Annotated in this window: 18 protein-coding genes; 5 read left to right on the top strand and 13 right to left on the bottom strand. The window is 29.8% G+C overall.

The window, feature by feature from the left end:
• The first annotated feature begins 86 nt into the window (after positions 1-86).
• Positions 87-1013 (top strand): glycerophosphodiester phosphodiesterase, encoded by a 927-nt coding sequence (glpQ, locus tag JEY78_RS06345; RefSeq protein WP_291848251.1) that lies wholly within the window; start codon positions 87-89, stop codon positions 1011-1013.
• On the opposite strand, the gene JEY78_RS06340 is transcribed toward glpQ, so the two are convergent.
• The 6 genes from JEY78_RS06340 to aspS form a co-directional block, all read right to left on the bottom strand.
• On the bottom strand, positions 1010-2800 hold the full coding sequence (locus JEY78_RS06340; protein WP_291848249.1) for a chloride channel protein: 1791 nt from the start codon (positions 2798-2800) through the stop codon (positions 1010-1012). The two genes, glpQ and JEY78_RS06340, sit on opposite strands and share 4 nt — an antisense overlap.
• 130 nt (positions 2801-2930) lie before the next feature.
• The gene (locus JEY78_RS06335) at positions 2931-4721 is read right to left on the bottom strand and encodes a chloride channel protein (RefSeq protein ID WP_291848246.1); all 1791 of its coding nucleotides are present in this window, start codon (positions 4719-4721) and stop codon (positions 2931-2933) included.
• A gap of 276 nt (positions 4722-4997) precedes the next feature.
• Positions 4998-5684, bottom strand: a complete 687-nt coding sequence (locus JEY78_RS06330) for a TrkA family potassium uptake protein (protein WP_291848243.1) — start codon at positions 5682-5684, stop codon at positions 4998-5000.
• Between the two features lie 15 nt (positions 5685-5699).
• Complete coding sequence (locus JEY78_RS06325; RefSeq protein ID WP_291848240.1) at positions 5700-7469, bottom strand: TrkH family potassium uptake protein; 1770 nt, start codon at positions 7467-7469, stop codon at positions 5700-5702.
• Between the two features lie 24 nt (positions 7470-7493).
• Positions 7494-9263 carry an APC family permease gene (locus tag JEY78_RS06320; RefSeq protein ID WP_291848239.1) on the bottom strand — a complete coding sequence of 590 codons (1770 nt, stop codon included), beginning with the start codon at positions 9261-9263 and terminating at the stop codon, positions 7494-7496.
• Between the two features lie 66 nt (positions 9264-9329).
• Positions 9330-11078, bottom strand: a complete 1749-nt coding sequence (aspS, locus tag JEY78_RS06315; protein ID WP_291848236.1) for an aspartate--tRNA ligase — start codon at positions 11076-11078, stop codon at positions 9330-9332.
• 198 nt (positions 11079-11276) lie between these two features.
• On the opposite strand from aspS, the gene JEY78_RS06310 reads away from it, so the two are divergent.
• From JEY78_RS06310 to rsmI, 3 genes are all read left to right on the top strand, one after another.
• Positions 11277-13073 carry a long-chain fatty acid--CoA ligase gene (locus JEY78_RS06310; RefSeq protein WP_291848232.1) on the top strand — a complete coding sequence of 599 codons (1797 nt, stop codon included), beginning with the start codon at positions 11277-11279 and terminating at the stop codon, positions 13071-13073.
• Positions 13074-13195: 122 nt separating this feature from the next.
• Positions 13196-15775 (top strand): prolyl oligopeptidase family serine peptidase, encoded by a 2580-nt coding sequence (locus JEY78_RS06305; RefSeq protein ID WP_291848229.1) that lies wholly within the window; start codon positions 13196-13198, stop codon positions 15773-15775.
• Between the two features lie 128 nt (positions 15776-15903).
• Entirely contained in the window at positions 15904-16584 is a 681-nt protein-coding gene (rsmI, locus tag JEY78_RS06300; protein ID WP_291848194.1) for a 16S rRNA (cytidine(1402)-2'-O)-methyltransferase, read from the top strand.
• A 1-nt stretch (position 16585) separates the two neighbouring features.
• Here the strand turns inward: rsmI and JEY78_RS06295 are convergent, their stop codons facing one another.
• Entirely contained in the window at positions 16586-16912 is a 327-nt protein-coding gene (locus JEY78_RS06295; RefSeq protein ID WP_291848192.1) for a helix-turn-helix domain-containing protein, read from the bottom strand.
• Between the two features lie 135 nt (positions 16913-17047).
• Here JEY78_RS06295 and JEY78_RS06290 point away from each other — a divergent pair, with 135 nt between their 5' ends.
• Positions 17048-18046, top strand: a complete 999-nt coding sequence (locus JEY78_RS06290; RefSeq protein ID WP_291848190.1) for a YhdH/YhfP family quinone oxidoreductase — start codon at positions 17048-17050, stop codon at positions 18044-18046.
• 74 nt (positions 18047-18120) lie between these two features.
• On the opposite strand, the gene JEY78_RS06285 is transcribed toward JEY78_RS06290, so the two are convergent.
• The 6 genes from JEY78_RS06285 to JEY78_RS06260 are packed head-to-tail and all read right to left on the bottom strand — an operon-like array spanning position 18121 to position 22455.
• Positions 18121-18921, bottom strand: coding sequence for a type 1 glutamine amidotransferase domain-containing protein (locus JEY78_RS06285; protein ID WP_291848188.1), 801 nt, complete (start codon positions 18919-18921; stop codon positions 18121-18123).
• Positions 18922-18924: 3 nt separating this feature from the next.
• Entirely contained in the window at positions 18925-20085 is a 1161-nt protein-coding gene (locus JEY78_RS06280) for an iron-containing alcohol dehydrogenase (protein WP_291848185.1), read from the bottom strand.
• Between the two features lie 20 nt (positions 20086-20105).
• Entirely contained in the window at positions 20106-20738 is a 633-nt protein-coding gene (locus JEY78_RS06275; RefSeq protein WP_291848183.1) for a nitroreductase family protein, read from the bottom strand.
• A 22-nt stretch (positions 20739-20760) separates the two neighbouring features.
• Positions 20761-21432 carry a nucleoside-diphosphate sugar epimerase gene (locus JEY78_RS06270; RefSeq protein WP_291848180.1) on the bottom strand — a complete coding sequence of 224 codons (672 nt, stop codon included), beginning with the start codon at positions 21430-21432 and terminating at the stop codon, positions 20761-20763.
• 44 nt (positions 21433-21476) lie between these two features.
• Entirely contained in the window at positions 21477-22055 is a 579-nt protein-coding gene (locus JEY78_RS06265) for a TetR/AcrR family transcriptional regulator (RefSeq protein WP_291848177.1), read from the bottom strand.
• Positions 22045-22455 (bottom strand): DoxX family membrane protein, encoded by a 411-nt coding sequence (locus tag JEY78_RS06260; protein ID WP_291848174.1) that lies wholly within the window; start codon positions 22453-22455, stop codon positions 22045-22047. Before JEY78_RS06260 ends, JEY78_RS06265 begins: the two co-directional genes overlap by 11 nt.
• Positions 22456-22479 lie beyond the last annotated feature (24 nt).

Genomic DNA, 22479 nt, shown 5'->3' with positions numbered 1-22479 from the left:
AGAGATTTTAAAGATAGAATATGTTTAGACTAATATTTGTGTGTTTTACGGTTTGTTTTATAAGTTGCAAAAAAAATAAAATTGACATGAATTCAAATCCAATAAATAAATCTAAAATTGTAATTGCACATCGTGGAGCTTCTGGTTATTTACCGGAGCATACGTTGGCTTCAAAAGCAATGGCGTATGCTATGAATGTTGATTATTTAGAACAAGATATTGTGTTAAGTAAAGACGCTGTTCCAATTGTAATTCACGATATTCATTTAGAAACAGTAACCAATGTTCAAGATATTTTTCCAACGAGAAAAAGATCAGACGGAAAATTTTATGTAATTGATTTTACTTTTGAAGAGTTACAAAAGTTAAATGTTTATGAACGATTTAATTCAGAAACAAAAAATGCGATTTTCCCTATGAGATTTCCGTTAAAAAAATCGAACTTTAAATTGCATTCCTTACAAGATGAAATTCAATTAATTCAGGGTTTAAATAAAAGCACGGGGAAAAATATTGGTATTTATTCCGAAATAAAGGAGCCGGTATTTCATAAAAAAGAAGGGTTTGATATTTCAAAAATTGTATTAGATATTTTATCTAATTATGGATATAAAACAAAAAAAGACAATTGTATTTTACAATGTTTTGATAGCAATGAATTAAAACGAATACGATTTGAATTAAAAAGTGAGCTTTTTTTAGTTCAGTTGATTGAATTTGAAACGGAAGAAAATAAATTGGAGGAGTTTGCTACATATGCAGATGGAATTGGGCCGTGGTATAAACAAATTATTAAAGGAAAGGGCGAAAACGGAAAATATCAAATATCAAATTTGGTAGATAATGCACATAAAAATAACTTAAAAGTGCATGCATATACTTTTAGATCAGACGATTTAGATGGTTTTACAACTTTTAATGAATTATTGCAAGTTGCCTTTTTTGAAGCTAATATTGATGGTGTTTTTACTGATTTCCCAGATAAAGTAGTTGATTTTTTAAATAAAAACTAGGCAGTAACATTAATTAATTTACGTCTGTAAGATGTTAATAATCTAGATTTAGAGATAAAACCATAGTATTTACCGTCCTTTATAACAGGTAAATTCCAGGCAACAGTTTCCTTAAATTTTTCCATAATAACTTCCATAGAATCTTTATCATAATCAATAATTGCAGGCGCAATTTGCATTAAATTATGAGCTTTCATTTTTTTATATAATTTTTGCTCAAACATTATACTACGGATATCATCTAACATTAAAATTCCTAAAAATTCATTATCTTCATTAACAACAGGAAAATGATTTCTGGTAGATTTAATAACTGCTTTTTGAACAATATCTCCCAAATTCATTTTAGGATGAATTTGAATAAAATTGGTTTCTATTACTTTATCAATATCCATAAGTAATAGTACTTTTTTATCCTTATCGTGCGTAATTAATTGTCCTTTTTTAGCTAATTCAGCAGTATAAATATTATGAGGAATGTACATTTTTGTAATTAAATAGCTAATTGCCGAAACAATCATTAATGGTACAAAAAGCTGATAACCACCTGTTATTTCTGCAATTAGGAAAATTGCTGTTAAAGGTGCTTGTAAAATGCCTGCCATTAAACCACCCATACCAGCCATTGCAAAATTTGAAGTTGATAATTGATGATCAAATAAATTACTACTATTAATTATTAGCGCAAATACATAACCTGTAACACTTCCAGTAAAAAGGGTTGGAGCAAAAACGCCTCCAACTCCACCTGCTCCAAAAGTTAAGGAAGTTGCAACTACTTTAAATAAAATTAAACCAATTAAAAAAGCAACAACTATTACAACATTATCAGCTTGAAAATGAAAAATATTATTTGAAATTACCTTGCTAATATCTCCTCTTAAAATATTATTAACAGTTGAATAACCTTCACCAAATAAAGGAGGTATTAAATACACCATAACGCCTAAAAGAATTCCTCCAAATAGAAGTCTTTTATGAAAGCCTTTAAAATCTCTAAAAAAAGCACCAATTTTAAAATAAATTTTACTAAAATAAATAGAAGCTATAGCAGAAAAAACTCCTAGAAATATGTAAAAAATAACATCATTTAAGTGAAATCTATCTAAAATTTCAAAGTGTAGAAGTATATCATCTCCAAAAAAGAAATAAGAAGTTAAAACAGCAGTAATTGAAGCTAATAAAATTGGAATCATAGAAACCATTGTCAACTCTAAACTGAATATTTCTACTGCAAAAACAATGGCAGCAATAGGTGCTTGAAAAATGGAAGAAAATACACCTGCTGCAGCTGCGCCAATTAACAGCGTTTTAGTGGTTTGATTCAAGTGCATTAAACGCGCAAAATTTGAACCTAATGCTGCTCCAGTTGCCACAATTGGGCCTTCCAAACCTGCAGATCCTCCAAAACCAACTGTAAAAGGAGCTGTAATTAATGAAGACCACATTTGGTAACTTGGTATTACACCTTTTAATTTGGAAATAGAAAAAAGAGTAATGGGAATACCGTGTCCCATTTTCTTTCTAATGAAATATTTTTTAATAACATATACAATTGCCAATCCAATAAGTGGAAAAATAAAATAGAATGCATGGTGTATATCTCTAATAATTTCGCCTTCCAGCAATAGTTGAATATAGTGTGTAGAGTTTTTTAAAATAACAGCAGAAACACCCGCTAATAATCCTATAACAGCACTTGAAATATTTATAAATTGTTTATCAGAAATATGTTGAAATCTCCAAATTAAAAATTTTTTAAGAAATTTTTTAAATCCTAATGACATTACGTGAGTTTAAGTAAAAAAAGAATTTGCAAAAATACAAAAAATAGCTGTTAACCTTTTGTATTGTGGTGTTTTTTAAAGTAAGAAATTTTTTGAAGAATTTTAACAAAAAACTTGTCTTTAGCAAAAGCTAAGCAGTTACATTTATCAGTTTTCTTCTATAGGAGGTCAATAATCTTGATTTTGAAATAAACCCATAATATTTTTCGTCCTTTATTACAGGTAAATTCCAAGCTACGGTCTCTTTAAATTTTTCCATAATAACTTCCATTGAGTCCTTATCATAATCAATAATAGCAGGCGCTGTTTGCATTAAGCTACTGGCTTTCAGTTTTTTATATAATTTTTGTTCAAACATAATACTACGGATATCATCAAGCATTAAAATTCCTAAAAACTCACCGTTATTATTTACAACAGGAAAATGATTTCTGGATGATTTAATTACTGCATTCTGAATAATATCACCTAAATCCATATCTGGACGTAAAACAATAAAGTTGGTTTCAATAACCTTATCAATATCCATTAACATTAATACATTTTTATCTTTATCATGTGTAATTAGTTGTCCTTTTTCAGCTAATTCTGTGGCATATATATTATGAGGAAGGTAATATCTAGAAATTAAAAATGAGATAGAAGCAACAATCATTAAAGGAACAAAAAGCTCGTAACCTCCTGTAATTTCTGCTATTAAAAAAATTGCAGTAAGTGGCGCTTGTAAAACTCCAGCCATTAAACCTGCCATTCCAACCATTGCAAAATTGGTGGATGATAATTCGCGATCAAACAAAAAGCTATTATTTATTACCAGAGCAAAAAAGTATCCAGTAATACTCCCTGTAAATAATGTAGGGGCAAAAACACCACCAACACCTCCAGCTCCAAATGTAAGGGATGTTGCTATAACTTTTAATAAAATTAAACCAAATAAAAACACTAGAATCAATAAAATATTATCAACCTCAATGTGGAAAAAATTATTTGAAACAATTTCGCTTACATTTCCTTTTAAAATATGATTAATTGTTGAATAGCCTTCTCCAAAAAGAGGTGGAACTAAAAACACCATAACTCCTAGTAAAATTCCTCCAAAAAGCAATCTTTTGTGTGCGCCTTTAAAATTTCTAAAAAACTCACCTATAGTTGAGTATACTTTGCTAAAATAAATTGAAATTATAGCGGAAAAAACACCTAAAAGAATATAAAATAACACATCGTTTAATACAAATTTATCTTGTAAATTAAAGTGAAGTAACACATCGTTTCCTAGGAAAAAATAGGATGTAAGAACGGCTGTAATAGATGCCAATAATAAAGGCACCATGGATGCTAGCGTAAGTTCTAAGCTAAAAATTTCCACAGCAAAAACAATTGCGGCAATAGGCGCTTTAAAAATGGAAGACATAGCACCTGCAGCAGCAGCGCCAATTAGTAATGTTCTTGTAGTTTGGTTTAAGTGCATTAAACGGGCAAAATTAGAGCCCAATGCAGCTCCTGTTGCAACAGTTGGTCCTTCTAAACCTACAGAACCTCCAAAACCAACCGTTAAAGGAGCTGTTATAATTGAAGACCACATTTGGTGACTGGGTAAGATTCCTTTTAATTTTGAGATGGCAAAAAGTGTAGAAGGAATTCCATGACCAACTTTTTTTCTGATCACATACCTTTTTATCATTCTAACTAAAAATAACCCAATAATTGGGAAAATAAAATAGAAAGCAATGTGAATATCATTAATAAATTCACCTTCTAATAAATGCTGAATAAAGTGTGTTAAATTTTTTAAGATTACAGCTCCAAGACCTGCTAATAAACCTATTACGGCGCTTGAAATATAGATAAATTGTTTATCAGAAAGGTGTTGGTATTTCCAAATTAAAAATTTTTTAAGAATATTTTTAAACCTATCAGACATGCGAGCTATATATAAAAACAGAATTTGCTAAAGTACCAAAATATAGTTAATTCACCTTTCTTTTAGGGCAATTTCTACACTTTTTCTCACCTTTCTTCTTGTGTTTTTCACAACAAATTTCTTTTGTTGATTCTTTTTTTATAGAATCCCAATCAAAGTCGTAATTAAAGATACTTTTTGGCTTATCGTTTAACACCAAGTTGCTTATTTAGAATGATTTTAAGCAAATATAGAAATTGTTTGAAAACCAATACGAAAAAAATGAATTTTGTTGAATTAGTAATTATTTAAAAACTTTTGGATATCCTTATTTGCGCCATAAAGTACTAAAATATCATCTTCTGCTAAAACAAGTTCAGCAGAAGCAACACCTTGTACTTGATTTACAAAAATACTTTTTCCTAAATCGCCTTCTATTTTGGTTTTTTTAATGGTAGTTAAAATTAATATGTTATACTTTTTTCTGAAATCTATTTCACCAATTTTTTTTCCAGCATAAATTTGAGGCACGTTTGCTTCAATTAGGCTATAATCATCACTTAATTCAAATGAATCTACAACACCAACTAAACATAGTTTTTTAGCCCATCTTTCTGCGGTTTCCTCTTCTGGGTGTAAAATCTCATCAACACCTAATGCTTTTAAAACCATTTCGTGTAATGGGTTAATAGCTCTACTTATTAATCTTTTAACTTTTAAGTTTTTAAATAGTGCAGTTGCCATAACATTAGCGCCTTGGTCTTCTCCTATAGCAATAATTACAACATCAGTATCTTTTAATGGTAATCCTGAAACTGTAAAATCATCAGTAGCGTTCATACAAATGGTATGTGAAATTTTTTCTTTTAAAGCATCTACTTTTGCCATACTAGAATCAATTCCAATAACTTCATTTCCTTGATTTGTTAATTTTTCAGCTAATGAAGCGCCAAAATTTCCTAAACCTACTATTAAAAATTTCATATCTATATTTTTTAATTAGTTGATAGTTATCTCTTCGGTAGGATAACGATAATTTTTATGTTTTACTTTTTTAAATACTGCAATTAAAATTGAAAGCATACTTACTCTTCCAATAAACATTATAATAATTAAAATAAGTTTACTTGTATCGCTTAAGCTGGCAGTTATGCCTAAACTTAAACCAACAGTACTGTACGCGGAAAAACATTCAAAAGCGACATTCAATAAACCTTTTTCTGGATCAAAAATTAAAATTGAGATAATTCCGAAACCAATAATTATTAAAGAAAGAGAAATTATTGCAAATGCTCTTCTTACTGAAGAATCTGCAATTTCTCTTCGGTAAATTTCAATTCTTGATTTTCCTTTTGCTAAACTTATAAAGTTAAGTGTTGCAATGGCAAATGTACTTGTTTTTATACCTCCACCAGTTGATGCAGGAGATGCTCCAACCCACATTAAAAACATTGTTATTAAAATTGTTGGAAGCGTTAATGTTGTCATGTCTACAGTATTAAATCCGGCTGTTCTTGGAGTTGCAGAACCAAATAATGCTGTTACAAATTTTCCAAAACCATGATGTTCAACAAGCGCATTATTATATTCAGTAATATAAAATAAAACGGTTCCTATTGCCAATAATGAAAAAGTGGTTATGAGTGTAATTCTACTATTTAAACTTAACATCCAAGGCTTATATTGTTTTTTCCAACTTTTTATCCCTAATATTTTTCTTGTTAAATAGTATTTAGAATATTTCATGATATTTACTAAAATTGGGAAGCCTAACCCACCAAGTATAAGTAGTATTATTAAAATAAGTTGTAATATGTAATTGAATTTAAAACCTGTTTCATATAAGCCATTTTGAAGCGTTGAAAAACCAGCATTACAAAATGCAGAGATGGAATGAAAAATTGCAAAAAACACTTGATTTAAAAAACCTGTAAATAACGCGCTGTTTAAACTTAAGAAAATTAAAATAGCTCCTATAATTTCAATGGTGAAAGTAATAACAATAATTCTTTTTAAGGTGGTAAAAACCTCTCCAATTTTATCTGAATTTGTCATATCACTTAGCACCAATTGGTTTTCATAAGAAGAAACTCCTTTAAAAAAGTAACTAAAATAACTTGCAAACGTTAATATTCCTATACCTCCAGCTTGGATTAAAACTAGAATAATTGTTTGTCCAAATTGGGTGAAATAATTACTAGTATCAACCACAATAAGGCCCGTTACACAAACGGCACTAGTGGAGGTGAATAACGCATTTATAAATGAAATACCTGTATAAGTTGCATTTGGCAGCATTAATAAAAGAGCGCCTAAAAATATAATAGCTAAAAAGCTTATAATAAATAATTGTGCAGGGTTTAATAGTGTGCGTTTGTAATTGATATTTTGTTCTGAAAACTCTCTAATAAAAGTGAGAATAATTGTAATTTTTATCCAATTATCATTGTATAAAAAAGTTAAATGTTGATGGGCTTCCTGAGAAAAGAAGTGAATATAAATTACAACTAATGTTATAAAAATACTCAAAAAGTCAAAAAGCCATACTTTAGTTTCTATCTCTTTTCGTTGGGTTATATATCTTAAAATAGTAGTTACAATACCTGTACTTAGAATAAGAAAATATAAGGCATTTATCTTAATTTGTAAATTGGCTGGTTGGTTGAAACCAAAATCAAAAATTAAAATAAATATTCCGAAAAGAGTTAAAAAGAAAGCTATTTTATATAATAACTTTAGCGTAAAGTTCTTTTTAATATGGTTTATCAAATTAAGCGGTTTTAAAAATTATATTTAAATAATTAATCTTACTCCACCAAGTTCTTCAATTTTGTATGGAAATTTATCACTTGGTGAACCAATAAACATAAAATTTACAGGAATGTTCCATTTTTGAGAAAGTTCCTTAATAAGTTTAGGGCTAAATTGTCCATCCACTACTGAAAATTCAATATTTATTTCGGGATATTCTTTACCTAAAAATTCTATTTCCTTAGGTAAATTTGGAGGAGCTTCTTGATCTTTTTCTAAGGCCAATACAATTTTTATTCTTTTAGTGTGTTCATTTTTAATAATATAAAGCATTACTTTATTAAGTGTTGCAATATTGTCTCCTTTGGTAAAAAATACAAACTCTTGAGAATTGATTTGATTTATTGTTGCTAAAATATTTTTATCAATATTATACACAAATTTTCTAATAGGGTCAAATACTGTATGAATTGCATTTAATAAAAACGTTAACAGCATGGTTCTATTTAACATTATAATTATAAAAATTATTGAAGGAACAAAGTAATCTAAAAATACTATAATGTTATTTGAAGAACCTTCAGGAGTATCCATTAAAACATTTCCAATTAATGCAATTAAAACGGCCCCAATTGCAAAAAAAATTGAAAACCAAGATGCAATTTCAGGTCTAGGTAATGAGCTTCTTTTTACTTTTAATAGAATATTTCCAACACCAAATAATGCCATTACAGATAAGAACGAAATAGTATAAACACCAGCTAATAATTTTACATCACCATTTGTTATCAATAAAACAGAAACGGATAGAAAAAAGAACATAATTATAATTCTATAAGAACTGCCAGTTTTACTTTTTTTCAAGAAAAATTGAGGCATAATTCTATCTAATGTCATACGTTCTAATAAACCTGTTACGCCAACAAAACTTGTTAAAACAGCTCCGCTCAACACTAAAAACGCGTCTACAGCTATTAAAATCGCAACCCATTTTCCGCCAACATAATTTCCCATTTCAATAAGTAAAGTATTTTGAAACTCATTACTTTGTAAAAGTGGAATAGTGAATAAAGCTAAAGCAAAAACAGCCATTAGTGGGTTTATAATACTTACAATTGCCCACATATTTCTTAAGGTTTTTGGAAAAACACCAGCTTTTTGTTCTTCAACAAAATTAGCAGAACTTTCAAATCCAGAAACCCCTAACATAGATGCTGCAAAACCTAAAAATATTGCATTAATAACGCTTCCTCCTTTTACTGGAAAATGCCAGTTTTGAAAAAACATCTGAACGCCATTATTATTTAAAAAATAAATGATGAATGCACTTAAAATTGCTAATGATGTTAAATGAAATAGAAAAATACCGATGGCAACTCTGGAGGATTCTGTAATTCCGCCAATAGTTAAAATTGCAAAAAATAATAGCAATCCAATTGTTGAAATTATAATTGGCATTGAAGGTATTAAATGATGTAAATAATGAATAGCTTCATTAGCTGAAATTACTGCAGTTGCCATATACGATAGTAAAGTTAGCGTTGCAGCAAATGAAGCCATTCCCTTACTTGTTGTATTTAAAAGCGCATTATAAGCACCACCATTTAACGGTAAGGCGCCAACAACTTCACCATAAATTTTTCGAAATAAAAATAATACAAGTGAAACAATTAAAAGAGTTATCCAAGCATATTGGCCTGCAAATGCAATGGCTAATGCAGATACATATAAAACTGAAGAACTAATATCATTACCACAAATAGCGGTAGAGGCCAATTCATTTAATTTTTTATGAACTTTTTTAGTTTCCAATTGGGTATTTAATTTTTTATTAAAAAAAACCTTGATATAAGTATATCAAGGTTTAAGTTTATAAATCTATAAATCTAATTTTAAGCATAATTCTTTTAATTGTGCATCATCAATTTTTGATGGAGCATCAATCATTACATCTCTTCCGCTATTATTTTTTGGGAACGCAATAAAATCTCTAATAGTTTCTTGCCCACCTAAAATAGCCACCAATCTATCTAAACCAAAAGCTAAACCACCGTGTGGAGGAGCTCCGTATTCAAAGGCATTCATTAAAAAACCAAATTGTTCTTTTGCTTGTTCAGGTGTAAAACCTAAATGATCAAACATTAAAGCTTGTGTTTTTTTATCGTGAATACGAATAGATCCACCACCAATTTCATTTCCGTTTAAAACCATATCATAGGCATTAGCACGCACTTTACCTGGATCAGTATCCAGTAAATGCATATCTTCTGGTTTTGGCGATGTAAACGGATGATGCATTGCATGGTAACGTTTAGATTCTTCATCCCATTCTAATAATGGGAAATCTAACACCCAAAGTGGTGCAAATTCGTTTGGTTTACGTAATCCTAAACGTGTTGCTAATTCCATACGTAAAATACTTAATTGAGTTCTAACTTTATCTGTATTCCCTGATAAAATACATATTAAATCTCCGGCTTTAGCATTTGTTTTTTCTGCCCATTTTGCTAAATCTTCTTCAGTATAAAACTTATCTACAGATGATTTAAAAGAGCCATCTTCGTTACAACGAACATACACCATTCCTAAAGCACCAACTTGTGGTCTTTTAATCCATTCAATTAAGTTGTCAATCTCTTTTCTTGTATAAGCATTTCCTCCCGGAACAGCAATACCTACAACTAATTCGGCATTGTTAAAAACACCAAAATCTTTATGTTGTGCAACATCATTTAATTCGCCAAATTTCATATCAAAACGAATATCTGGTTTGTCGTTTCCGTATGTTTTCATAGCGTATTCATACGTTATTCTTGGAAACTTATCAATTTCAACACCATTAATTTCTTTCAGTAGGTAACGTGTTAAACCTTCAAATGTGTTTAAAATATCTTCTTGTTCCACAAACGCCATTTCGCAATCTATTTGAGTAAATTCTGGTTGTCTGTCTGCGCGTAAATCTTCATCTCTAAAACATTTTACAATTTGAAAATATTTATCTAATCCACCAACCATTAATAATTGTTTAAATGTTTGTGGAGATTGTGGTAAAGCGTAAAACTGACCTTCGTTCATTCTACTTGGCACCACAAAATCACGAGCACCTTCAGGGGTAGATTTAATTAAAACTGGCGTTTCAACTTCAATAAATCCTTGGTTCGATAAATATTTACGAGTTTCAATGGCAACTTTACTTCTAAAAATTAAGTTGTTTTTTACTGGGTTTCTTCTAATATCTAAGTAACGATATTTCATTCTTAACTCATCACCACCATCAGTTTCATCTTCAATAGTAAAAGGTGGAACTAAAGATTTATTTAATATAGTAAGCTCTTTTACTAAAATTTCAATTTCACCTGTTGGTATATTGCTGTTTTTTGAAACACGTTCAATTACTTCACCTTTTACTTGAATTACAAATTCTCTACCTAAAGTTTTTGCTTCTTCAACCATTTTTTTAGAAGTACGATCGGCATCAAAAATAAGCTGTGTGATTCCATATCGGTCGCGTAAATCAACCCAAATCATAAATCCTTTGTCACGTGTTTTTTGTACCCATCCGGCCAACGTAACTTCCTGACCAACATTTTCAATTCGTAATTCTCCGTTAGAATGTGTTCTATACATTGTTCTATTTGTTTAAATAAGTTGTGCAAATTTAGTTATTTCGTAGATAGTTTAAACAGATTATACTATTTTTTTAAACTCCACCATTTAACTTAAAGTTTTACTTAAATTGCAATTTTATGCGTTATGTATTCAATTACGCATTAGCATAAAAAAAACTTTGTAGCTTTGCAGTTCAAAATAATTAAAATTTAATAAATGAGCAATAGACATATTGGTATAGAAATTAGAAAGAAGGTACAGCAATACCAAGATAAAAATGCCATTTATTATAAAAATGACAAAGTAAATACTTGGGTTGGAATTTCTTGGTTAGATTTCGGAAAAAAAACGCAAAGTGTTTCAAAATCATTAATAAGTTTCGGAATACAAGAACAACAAAATGTAGCTATTTTTTCTGAAAATTCACCTGAATGGATGATTGCAGATATTGCTATCATGAGTATTAGAGCGGTAACTGTGCCAATTTACGCTACCAATTCTAAAAATGAAGTTGAATACATTATTAATGATGCTGAAATAAGTGTTTTATTTGTTGGCAATCAGGAAGAATACAATAAAGCTTTTGAAATTTTACAAACAAATAAGTATTTAAAATTAATTGTTGCATTGTCTAATGATGTAAAACTTCAAAATTCTGAAAATTCAACTCATTTAAGCACATTTATTGCTATTGAAGCAAATGAAGCCGTAGAAACTGAACTTCAAAAAAGATATTATGAAGCTGTAGAAACTGATTTAGCAAGTATTATTTATACATCAGGAACTACTGGTGAACCAAAAGGAGTAATGTTGGATCATTCTAACTTTATTGAATCTTTAAACGCACATGAGTATGAGTTAGAAGTATCCGATAAAGATTCCTCATTAAGTTTTTTACCATTAAGTCATATTTACGAACGCAGTTGGGTGTTTTTCTGTTTACATATGGGAATTGAGGTTTATTTCAATCAAAATCCGAAGTTAATTGCTGAGGTTTTAAAAGAAGTAAAACCAACTGTGATGTGTACTGTGCCGCGTATTTTTGAGAAAATATTCGCTGCCATTCAAGATAAAAGAAAAGAAGCTTCACCAACTAAAATGAAATTAGCAAGTTGGGCATTAGGTATTGGAAATGCGTTTTTTAATAAACATAAACGATTGGATGTAAAAGTTCCATTATTATTAAAATTAAAGTTTAAAATTGCCGATAAGTTAGTGCTCAGTAAGTTAAGAGCCTTGTTTGGTGGTCGCATAAAATTTATGCCTTGTGGAGGCGCACCTTTAGCAGCAGATATGGTTTCGTTTTTTCATTCATTTGGTTTAAATATTAAATGCGGTTATGGATTAACAGAAACAACGGCTACGGCTACATTGTTCGGGTATAAACATTTCGAATTTAATTCAGCAGGAAAAGCAATTCACGGAACTGAAATTAAAATAGGTGAAAATGAAGAAATTTTAGTAAAAGGGCCTGGAGTAATGAGAGGTTATTATAAAAAACCAGAAGCTACTGCTGAGGTTTTTGAAGATGGCTGGTTTAAAACCGGTGATGCAGGAACTATAGATGCTGAAGGAAATTTGGTAATTACAGATAGAATTAAAGATTTAATGAAAACTTCTGGCGGAAAATATATTGCCCCTCAAAAATTAGAATTAGCTTTAATAAACGATGCTTTTATTGAACAAATTGCTGTAATTGGAGATCAACAAAAATATGTAACAGCATTAGCGGTTCCTAGTTTTGAAAATTTAAAAAAGTATGCCTTAGAACATAAAATTACCTTTAAAGATGTGGAAGAGTTAATCAATCATAATCAAATAAAAGATATGTTTGATAAACGTTTAGAGGAGTTGCAAAAGGAATTTTCTGTTTTTGAAAAAATAAAAAAAGTGACGCTTTTACCGAAAGAATTTAGTATTGAAGCTGGAGAAATTACTGCAACCTTAAAATTAAAGCGAAAAGTTATTCAGCAAAAATATAAAGAGTTGATTGATAAAATGTACAAAGATTAATTTTTCTAAAATACTACTAGTAAAATATACCTTCAACTTAAAAGAAGTGTTATTTGTCTAAATTTTTGTATTTCTATTTATATTTATGAGATATTTATATCGGATAAATCATAAGTTACAAAATGGCGTATTTTAAGTTTAAAAAAATTGCTTGTTTAATTCTAATTATTTTCATTTCAACAGTACAATTTGCCCAACAGAGAACAGGAAATATTGTTGAGTATTTCGGAAAAGAAAAGGTGAATGAAATAAGTGAAGGAAAGCTACTTCATATATTTAAAAATGCACTTTCTTTAAAAATTCAAGATTTTTCTTTTAATTCCTCATCGTTTCCTAAAGAGCCTGTTTTTGAAAGATTTTTAATGAATCCTGATTTAAAAGTAGTTGAAAATGAGGTTTTTGATATAGATTTTTCTGGAAAAGAATTAAAATGGAAAGTCATTTCAACAGATGAAACAAATACATTTAGTAATGAAGATTTAAATTCTAGTTACGTGTATTTAACCTACAAATCTAATGTAGAAAAAACAGTGCTTTTTGAAGCTTCAGGTCATACAATGTTTATTGTAAATGGATTGCCACATGAAGGTGATCATTATGATTTTGGATGGAATTTAATCCCGCTAAAACTAAAAAAAGGAACCAATGTTTTTGTGTTAAAAGTTGGACGATTTCCAAGAATTAGAGCGCGTTTAATTGAGCCTGAAAAACCAGTTCAGTTTACCACAAGAGATTTAACAATGCCAGATATTTTGGTTGAAGAAACTAAAGATTATAAAGGTGCAATTAGAGTAATAAATGCATCTAATACTTGGGTGAAAAATTACACAATAGTTTCCGAATTATTTGGAATTACTAAAGAATCAAAATTAATTTCCATTCCTCCAATGAGTGTGCTTAAAGTTCCTTTTTCAATTGCTTCTGTTTCAAATGAAACTAATTTAGGAACAGCAGAATTAATGGTGAAATTAAAAAACAATCAGAATCAAGTTGTTTCAAATAAAACAATACAACTGGAGGTTAAATCAAAGTATCAACATCATAAAAAAACATTTATAAGTAGTATTGATGGAAGTGTACAATATTATAGCGTTGCGCCTTCAACTGATAAAAATTCAGAAAAGCAGGCATTATTTCTATCTGTTCATGGTGCATCTGTAGAGGCAGTAAATCAAGCAAATGCATATGAGAAAAAAGATTGGGGAAATGTTGTTGCTCCAACAAATCGTCGTCCATTTGGTTTTGCTTGGGAAGATTGGGGGCGTTTAGATGCTTTAGAAGTTTTAGAAGATGCTAAAAACATATATCAACCAAATCCAACAAAAATTTACTTAACAGGCCATTCAATGGGCGGTCACGGAACTTGGTATTTGGGAGCTACATATCCAGATAAATTTGCTTCCATTGCACCTTGTGCAGGGTATCCAGATTTGTTATTATATAGAGATAGTTTTTTGAAGAAAACTTTAGAACTTCCTCAAGAAGAATTAACAAAAATTGGAATTACTCCTGAAATTGCATATAATTTAAATGAACCATCTCAACTAACAGCAGTTGAAAAATTAATGAAAAGAGCTGGTAATCCAAGCAGAACATTAAAATTAATACGTAATTATTTACATTTTGGCGTATATGTTTTACACGGAGAAAAGGATGATGTTGTTCCTACATATATTGCACGTGATATGAGAGAACGTTTAGGAACATTTCATAATGATTTTACCTATTATGAATATCCAGACGGAACACATTGGTATGGAAATCATAGTTTAGATTGGTATAAAATATTCAATTTCTTTAAGGAGCGAACACTTAAAAACCCTAATGACATTAAAAATTTAGAGTTTTATACAGCTTCACCAGGTGTTTCAGCAAGCTCAAATTTTATAACAATTCATCAACAAAAAATACCTTTTGAAATAAGTTCATTTAACTTTTCAAAAGAAAATTCATGTACCATTGATACGGAGAATGTTTCTTTATTAGAAGTTGATTTAACAAAATTAAACGATACAATTACTAAAATAGTTGTTGATGGACAAGAAATTAATATTGAAACGAATTCAAAATTGTTTTTAAATTCTGAAAACGGGAAGTGGACAGTTGTTAACAATCCATCAATACAAGAAAAAGGACCGCATAGAAATGGTGGTTTTAAAGATGCTTTTAGGCATAATGTAGTTTTTGTATATGCTACAAATGGATCTAAAATAGAAAACGAATGGTATTATAATAAAGCAAAGTTTGATGCTGAAACTTTTTGGTATAAAGCAAATGGTTGTATTGAAATTATTAAAGACGTTGATTTTAATCTTAAAAAGTATACAAATAGAAATGTAATTATTTATGGTAATAAAACTAATAATACCGCTTGGAATAAATTACTTAAAAACAGTCCAATACAAGTAGAGAATGGATTGGTGAATTTTGGTTCAAAAAAGTTAAAGGGAAATCAATGGGGAATGTATTTTACAGTTCCAAGAAATGATAGCGATTTTGCCAGTATTGGAGTAGTTACTGCTTCTGGCTTACAAGGAATGAAAGCAACATATGCAAATCATTATTTAGTAAATGGAACAACTTTTCCTGATGTTTTGTTATTTGATGATTCTGTACTTTTAAATGGAGATAAAGATGTAAAATGCGCTGGATTTTTCGGAAATGATTGGTCCATTGAAAAAGGAGATTTTAAATGGAAGTAAGTTTGGTTTTATATATTAATGTTGGGAAAGACGCTTTTTAATTAAAGCGTCTTTTTTTTATGCAGTAAATAAATTGTTATTTTTAAAAACAGCAGTAACTTTGTTTATTCATATTTAACTTTAAAACTTTGGAAGCAAAATTGTATTTAGTGCCAACCCCTATTGGGAATTTAGAAGACATGACTTTTAGAGCAATTAGAGTTTTAAAGGAAGTAGATTTAATTTTAGCAGAAGACACAAGGACCAGCGGAAAATTGTTGAAGCATTTTGAAATTTCTACACATATGCATAGTCACCATATGCATAACGAGCATAAAACGGTTGCAAATATTGTACAACGTATAAAAAACGGAGATTCTGTAGCGTTAATTTCTGATGCTGGAACGCCTGCAATTTCTGACCCAGGTTTTTTGTTAACAAGAGCTTGCTTAGAAAATGAAATTGAAATTGAATGTTTGCCAGGCGCAACCGCTTTTGTTCCTGCATTGGTAAATAGTGGTTTGCCAAATGATAAGTTTGTATTTGAAGGATTTTTACCAGTAAAAAAAGGTCGTCAAACTAGATTGAATTTTTTAGCCGAAGAAACAAGAACAATGATTTTTTATGAATCGCCTCATAAATTAGTAAAAACGCTTACAAATTTTGTTGAATATTTTGGTGAAGATCGTCCAATTTCCGTTTCTCGTGAATTAACAAAATTATACGAAGAAACTATAAGAGGAACCGTTACGGAAGTGTTGGCTCATTTCACTAAAAAGGATCCAAAAGGAGAATTTGTTGTGGTTGTTGGTGGAAAAAGTACTAAATAACTTAATTTTTTTCGGTATCAATCATTTTTTCAAAAATAACACCACCTCTAAACATTCCTTTTAAAAACGGATGAATTTCTTTACCTAAATCCGTTAATCTATATTCAACTCTAGGCGGTACTTCTGCAAAAACTTCTCTATTTATTAAGTTATCAGCCTCTAATTCCTTTAACTGTTTAGTCATCATTCGTTCACTAATATCAGGAATAAGTTTAACCAATTCATTATACCTTTTATTTCCTTGAGAAAGGTGCAATATAATGGTGCTTTTTCGCTTTCCTTTAACCACATTTATGAAAGTGTCAATAGGACAATAACTTTTTTTCATTTTTATTTTACTTGTTAGACCTTAAATATACACAAAACAGCACAAAATGTTCGTAAGTGCATCAATTGTAAGCCCTTGTGTACAATAAAATATTGGTCGAAATTTGACACAAATTTAATAAAAAGACAGGAGATTATGGTACATACTAAAACTACTTTTAAGGCCTTTAGAGTTGAAGAAGAAAACGAAAAATTTATTTCAGCAATAAAAGAAATGCCTTTTGAAGCATTAGAAGAAGGAGAAATTTTAATTAAAGTACACTATAGTTCATTAAACTACAAAGATGCTTTATCGGCAAGTGGAAATAAAGGTGTTACTAGAAATTTTCCACATACACCAGGAATTGATGCCGTTGGAACTGTTGTTTCGTCCAAATCTGCTCAATTTAACATTAATGAAAAGGTAATTGTAACAAGTTATGATTTAGGTATGAACACCAATGGAGGTTTTGCAGAATATGTAAAAGTTCCTGAAAATTGGGTTGTTAAATTGCCTGAAGGTCTTTCTATAAAAGAAGCTATGATTATTGGAACTGCTGGTTTAACGGCTGGTATGTCGGTTTTAAGATTAACTGAAACTGTAAAACCTACAGATGGAACAATTGTTGTTTCTGGAGCTACTGGTGGAGTAGGATCCGTAAGTGTGATGATTTTGAAAAAATTAGGTTATAAGGTAGCTGCAATTACAGGAAAAGAAACTGAAAAACAATATTTATTAGATTTAGGAGCTACTGAAGTTATTTTACGTAAAGATTTTGAAGAACTACAAAACAGACCTTTACTAAAACCTTTATTTGCTGGAGCTATTGATACTGTTGGCGGTGTAATTTTAGAAAATATGATTAAATCTGTTCACCCGTTAGGCATTGTAACTGCTTGTGGAAATGCAGGTTCAATAAAGTTAGAATTAACAGTGTTTCCATTTATTTTAAGAGGTGTTTCTTTAATAGGAATAGATTCTCAAAATTACCCAATGGACTACAGAGAACAAGTTTGGAATAAATTAGCTAATGAGTGGAAATTAGATAATTTAGAATCTAATGCTACCACAATTTCTTTAGCTGAATTAAGTAAAAAATTAAACTTAATGTTAACAGGTAATTTAAAAGGAAGAACCGTTTTAAAATTGGTTTAAAAATATAATTTGAATGGTGTAAAAAAGCTCATTAATGAAAATTAATGAGCTTTTTAATTAAAAGAATAATACTATTATTTTTCTAATTTTTTCAATAACATTTCTGCTACCAATTCAGACGAAGCTGGATTTTGACCAGTGATTAATAAACCATCTTCTAAAGCGTAAGGAGTCCAATCTGCTCCTTTAGAGTATGTTCCACCATTTTCTTGCAACATATTTTCCACTAAAAAAGGAACAACTTTTGTTAATTGTACGGCCTCTTCTTCAGTATTACTAAAACCTGTTACTTTTTTACCTTTAACCAATGGAATACCATCTGCTGTTTTTGGGTGTTTTAATGCCGCTGGTGCGTGACAAACAAAAGCAACTGGCTTGTTAGCATTGTAAAACTTTTCTATTAATGAAATGGATGTTTTATCTTCAGCTAAATCCCATAACGGACCGTGACCACCTGGATAAAAAACTGCATCATAATCTGACGGGTTAACGGTTTCTAATTTTACTGTATTTTTTATAAGTTCTTTTGTAGCATCATCTTTGTTATATCTTTCAGTTGCTGGTGTAGAAAAGTCTGCCAATTCACTTTTTGGATCAATTGGTGGTTGCCCTCCTTTTGGTGACGCAATAGTTACTTTTACACCTTTATCTACTAAAAAATAATAAGGACTTGCAAATTCTTCAATCCAAAAACCAGTTTTTTCTCCGGTTTTTCCTAAATCTTCGTGACTCGTTAATACAAATAATATATTCATTGTTTTTTCTTTTTTATTAGTTATTTCAGTTTCTGATTTTGATGTTTGCTTTTCATTTTTACAACTTGAAACTGTAATTATTATAAAAACTACCATTAAATATTTTATTGTTTTTGTCATTTTTTAATAACTCATTTTTACAATTTTCTCAACATCGCTAGGAGTTACTTTTCCGTGTTCTCCAATACCTTTCCAACCTCTTTCTTCAAATCTTTTTGAAATAATTTCAGCGGTACCTTTGTAATCTTTGGTGTATTCTGATAAAGTTGTTTTTATATCTAAAGAATGAAAAAATTCGGTTGTTTTTTTAATTCCTACCATTGCTTTTTCAGCCTTTGTTCCTTCGTTAACATTCCAAACGCGTTCTGCATATTGTGCTAACTTATCTTTTTTACTATCTAAATTAAAAGTATAATGACTTTCAGTTATAATAGCTAATGTTCTAGCGTGATCAATACCAAATAATGCTGTTAATTCGTGTCCCATCATATGAATTGCCCAGTCTGAAGGCACACCTTGTTGAATTAATCCGTTTAATGCCATTGTACAACTCCACATAAAGTTTGATGCTGCTTTATAATCTGATGGATCTTTTAAAATTGCAGGAGCAACTTCAATAAGTGTTTGTAAAATACTTTCAGCAAAACGATCTTGTAATTTTGCATCTACCGAATAGGTCATGTATTGCTCTAAAACGTGTGTAAAAGCATCAGCCAATCCATTTGCAATTTGACGTTGAGGTATAGATTTTACAACTTCTGGATCTAAAACTGAAAATAAAGGAAATAATCCAGGACCGCCCATTGCAAATTTTTCTTTGGTTTCAGCTCTAGTAATTACAGCTCCAGAGTTCATTTCCGATCCTGTTGCTGGTAAAGTAAGTACTGTTCCAAAAGGCATCCCTTTTAAAGTACGAATGTTTTTAACCAAAATATCCCAAGGTTCATCACCTTCATATAATGCTGCAGCCGACAAGAATTTAGTTCCATCAATTACAGAACCTCCACCAACAGCTAATAAAAAAGTAATTTTTTCCGCTTTAATAATAGCTAAAGCTTCCATTAAAACATCATATTCTGGATTTGCAGGAATTCCTCCAAATTCAATTACTTCAAAGTTTGAAAGTGCTTTTGACACTTGTTCATAAACTCCATTTTTTTTAATACTACCACCTCCAAAAAGCATTAAAACTTTTGCGTTTTCTGGTATTTCAGTTGTTAGGTTTTCTATTTGATTTTTACCAAATAAAATTTTTGTTGGGTTTTTATATTGAAAATTATTCATAATTAATATTATTATTGAAATTACTCAACAACTGTTACTAAATCTTCAGTTGATTTTCTTACTTTTTTAAGGTTTACCAACCAGTCTTTATCTGCATCTCTGTAACCAACAGGAAGTAATACACAACTTCTTAAACCTTTTTCACGTAAACCTAATATTTTATCAACTGCATCCGGATCAAAACCTTCAATTGGTGTTGTGTCTACACCTTCATAAGCAGCAGCAATAATAGCAGCACTAAATGCAATATAAGCTTGTTTTGCAGCGTGATTAAAGTTTTCTTCAGCATCTTTTTGTGGGTAAGAGCTTAATAACATTTGACGGTAATTTTCCCAACCTTCGTTTTTAAATCCACGAACATCGTTAGTAAGGTCAAACATTTTGTTAATTCTGTCTTCAGTATATGTATCCCAAGCAGCAAAAACTAATAGGTGAGAACAATCTGTAATCATTGCTTGGTTCCAAGCTACCGGTCTAATTGCTTCTTTAATTGCTTGGTTTTTAACTACAATTATTTCAAAAGGTTGTAATCCGCTTGAGGTTGGTGCTAAACGTGCAGCTTCAATAATGTTTGCAATTTTTTCTTCAGAAACCTTTTCTCCATTCATTGCTTTTGCTGCGTATCTCCAATTTAATTTATCTAATAACTCCATAATTTTTATCTTAATTTATTTTTTAGTTGTTCTTTATTTTTGAAATTTCTCTGATTTTATCAGAATTAATAATTTTTTCTTTTGAAGTTTTTGAGTTTGCTAAATTCAGCATTGCCTGAGCAATTTCTTTTGCTTCAATTATTTTGTATTGTTTTAATTTTCCTATAAAAAGTGGTTGAATTACTTTAAATATAACTAAGCCAATTTTTTCTAAGAGTCTACTTTCTTTTCTTTCGCCACCAATTATAGAAGGTCTTAAAATATAAGTGTTTGTTATGTTTTTTTGTAAAACACCTAGTTCCATTTCACCTTTTGTTTTATTGTAAAACACACTACTCTTTGCATTAGCACCCATTGCAGAAACCACTATAAATGTTGGTATGCTATTTAATTTTGAAAGTTTTGCAGCAGTTACAGGAATGCCAAAATCTATACGTTTATAGGTTTCTTTATTAGGCGTTTTATTGGCCGTTGTGCCTATACAGCAAAACACTTCGCTTGCTTTAAAATTATCTTTAAAACTTTCTAATTCTAAAATGTTTCCAATAAATTGTTGAACTTTTTTTGGTAACCCATCAATTTTTGTACGAGAAAATAATTTGATGCTTTCATAGCGGTCATCATTTATTAGTTTTTCTAAAAGAATTGAACCAGTTAAACCAGTGGCTCCTAAAATTATTGCTGTTTTTTTCACATTTAAATATTAAAATGAATGATTATTCTTTTTGTAAACTTGTTTTAAACTTTTATACTGTCCCAAGCGGCTAAAAATGATTCGTCTAGCATTTTAGTATCTAACTGGCAAAAGTTACGTTGTTGAATTAGTGTTAAAAATGCTAACGGATAAATTGTGTAGGCGTATAAAATAAATGGAGATAGCGGTTTAATAATTCCTTCATTTTGTCCACGCTCCCATAAATCTAATAAGGGTTGTAAATGTTTTAGCCCTTCTCTTCTGCTTTCTTCATCAATCATTGGTGTGTTGTCACATTGCGATAAAAAAGTAGCTTCTTCAACATGATTTAATTTAAAATCAGCAATATTGTACCAAATTAGTTCAAACCCTTTTTTAACAGGTAAATCTTCGTGAGCATCTTTAAATGCGTGTGTGCTAAAAGCAGCTTTTACCTCTAAATATAATTTATTAATTAAATCTTGTTTATTTTCAAAATAAATATAAATAGTTGCAGGAGAAACTCCAGCCATTTTTGCAATTTTACTCATTGGTGCATCATGAAAACCTTGGTTGTTAACCAAACTAAGCGTTGCATTTAATAAAGCCATTCGCTTTTTATTACATTTTTGTCTAATTGCCATGACTAGCTGTTTTTTTACTTTGAGAAATCGAATTTTTTATCTTCCAAACAATATAAATTAATATAAATTGAATTGGTAATCTAATAAAAGCTGCTTGTTTACTACCAATAGCAGGTGTTTGTGAAAATACATCCCAAATGTGAATTGGTAAAAAGACTATTAATAATATGATTATTCCTAAAGCTCCAAATTTTGAATATTTTTTTAAGAATAGCATTGCTCCTAATAAAATTTCAACGGCTCCAGAAATATAGATTATTGATGTTTTTAAAGGTAAAAAATCCGGAACAAATGGCATAAAAAATGTGGGTTTAATAAAATGTTGTGCACCTGCATATATCATAAATATCGCAATTACAAATTTTAAAATAGTCCAAATTTTTAATGAGTTTGATTTCATAGATACTGTGTTGTGAGTGCAAAT

Origin of the sequence: Lutibacter sp. (assembly GCF_016342705.1) — a bacterium.
In the GTDB taxonomy this organism is placed as follows: domain Bacteria; phylum Bacteroidota; class Bacteroidia; order Flavobacteriales; family Flavobacteriaceae; genus Lutibacter.
The sequence above is the reverse complement of the archived record's forward strand: the minus strand, read 5'-3'. Positions and strand labels throughout refer to the sequence as shown.

Excerpts from the sequence above, each read along its gene's own strand:
- glpQ (WP_291848251.1), top strand. The coding sequence starts at position 87 with ATGAATTCAAATCCAATAAATAAATCTAAAATTGTAATTGCACATCGT.
- JEY78_RS06340 (WP_291848249.1), bottom strand. The coding sequence starts at position 2,800 with ATGTCATTAGGATTTAAAAAATTTCTTAAAAAATTTTTAATTTGGAGA.
- JEY78_RS06335 (WP_291848246.1), bottom strand. The coding sequence starts at position 4,721 with ATGTCTGATAGGTTTAAAAATATTCTTAAAAAATTTTTAATTTGGAAA.
- JEY78_RS06330 (WP_291848243.1), bottom strand. The coding sequence starts at position 5,684 with ATGAAATTTTTAATAGTAGGTTTAGGAAATTTTGGCGCTTCATTAGCT.
- aspS (WP_291848236.1), bottom strand. The coding sequence starts at position 11,078 with ATGTATAGAACACATTCTAACGGAGAATTACGAATTGAAAATGTTGGT.
- JEY78_RS06310 (WP_291848232.1), top strand. The coding sequence starts at position 11,277 with ATGAGCAATAGACATATTGGTATAGAAATTAGAAAGAAGGTACAGCAA.
- JEY78_RS06305 (WP_291848229.1), top strand. The coding sequence starts at position 13,196 with ATGGCGTATTTTAAGTTTAAAAAAATTGCTTGTTTAATTCTAATTATT.
- JEY78_RS06295 (WP_291848192.1), bottom strand. The coding sequence starts at position 16,912 with ATGAAAAAAAGTTATTGTCCTATTGACACTTTCATAAATGTGGTTAAA.
- JEY78_RS06290 (WP_291848190.1), top strand. The coding sequence starts at position 17,048 with ATGGTACATACTAAAACTACTTTTAAGGCCTTTAGAGTTGAAGAAGAA.
- JEY78_RS06285 (WP_291848188.1), bottom strand. The coding sequence starts at position 18,921 with ATGACAAAAACAATAAAATATTTAATGGTAGTTTTTATAATAATTACA.
- JEY78_RS06280 (WP_291848185.1), bottom strand. The coding sequence starts at position 20,085 with ATGAATAATTTTCAATATAAAAACCCAACAAAAATTTTATTTGGTAAA.
- JEY78_RS06275 (WP_291848183.1), bottom strand. The coding sequence starts at position 20,738 with ATGGAGTTATTAGATAAATTAAATTGGAGATACGCAGCAAAAGCAATG.
- JEY78_RS06265 (WP_291848177.1), bottom strand. The coding sequence starts at position 22,055 with ATGGCAATTAGACAAAAATGTAATAAAAAGCGAATGGCTTTATTAAAT.
- JEY78_RS06260 (WP_291848174.1), bottom strand. The coding sequence starts at position 22,455 with ATGAAATCAAACTCATTAAAAATTTGGACTATTTTAAAATTTGTAATT.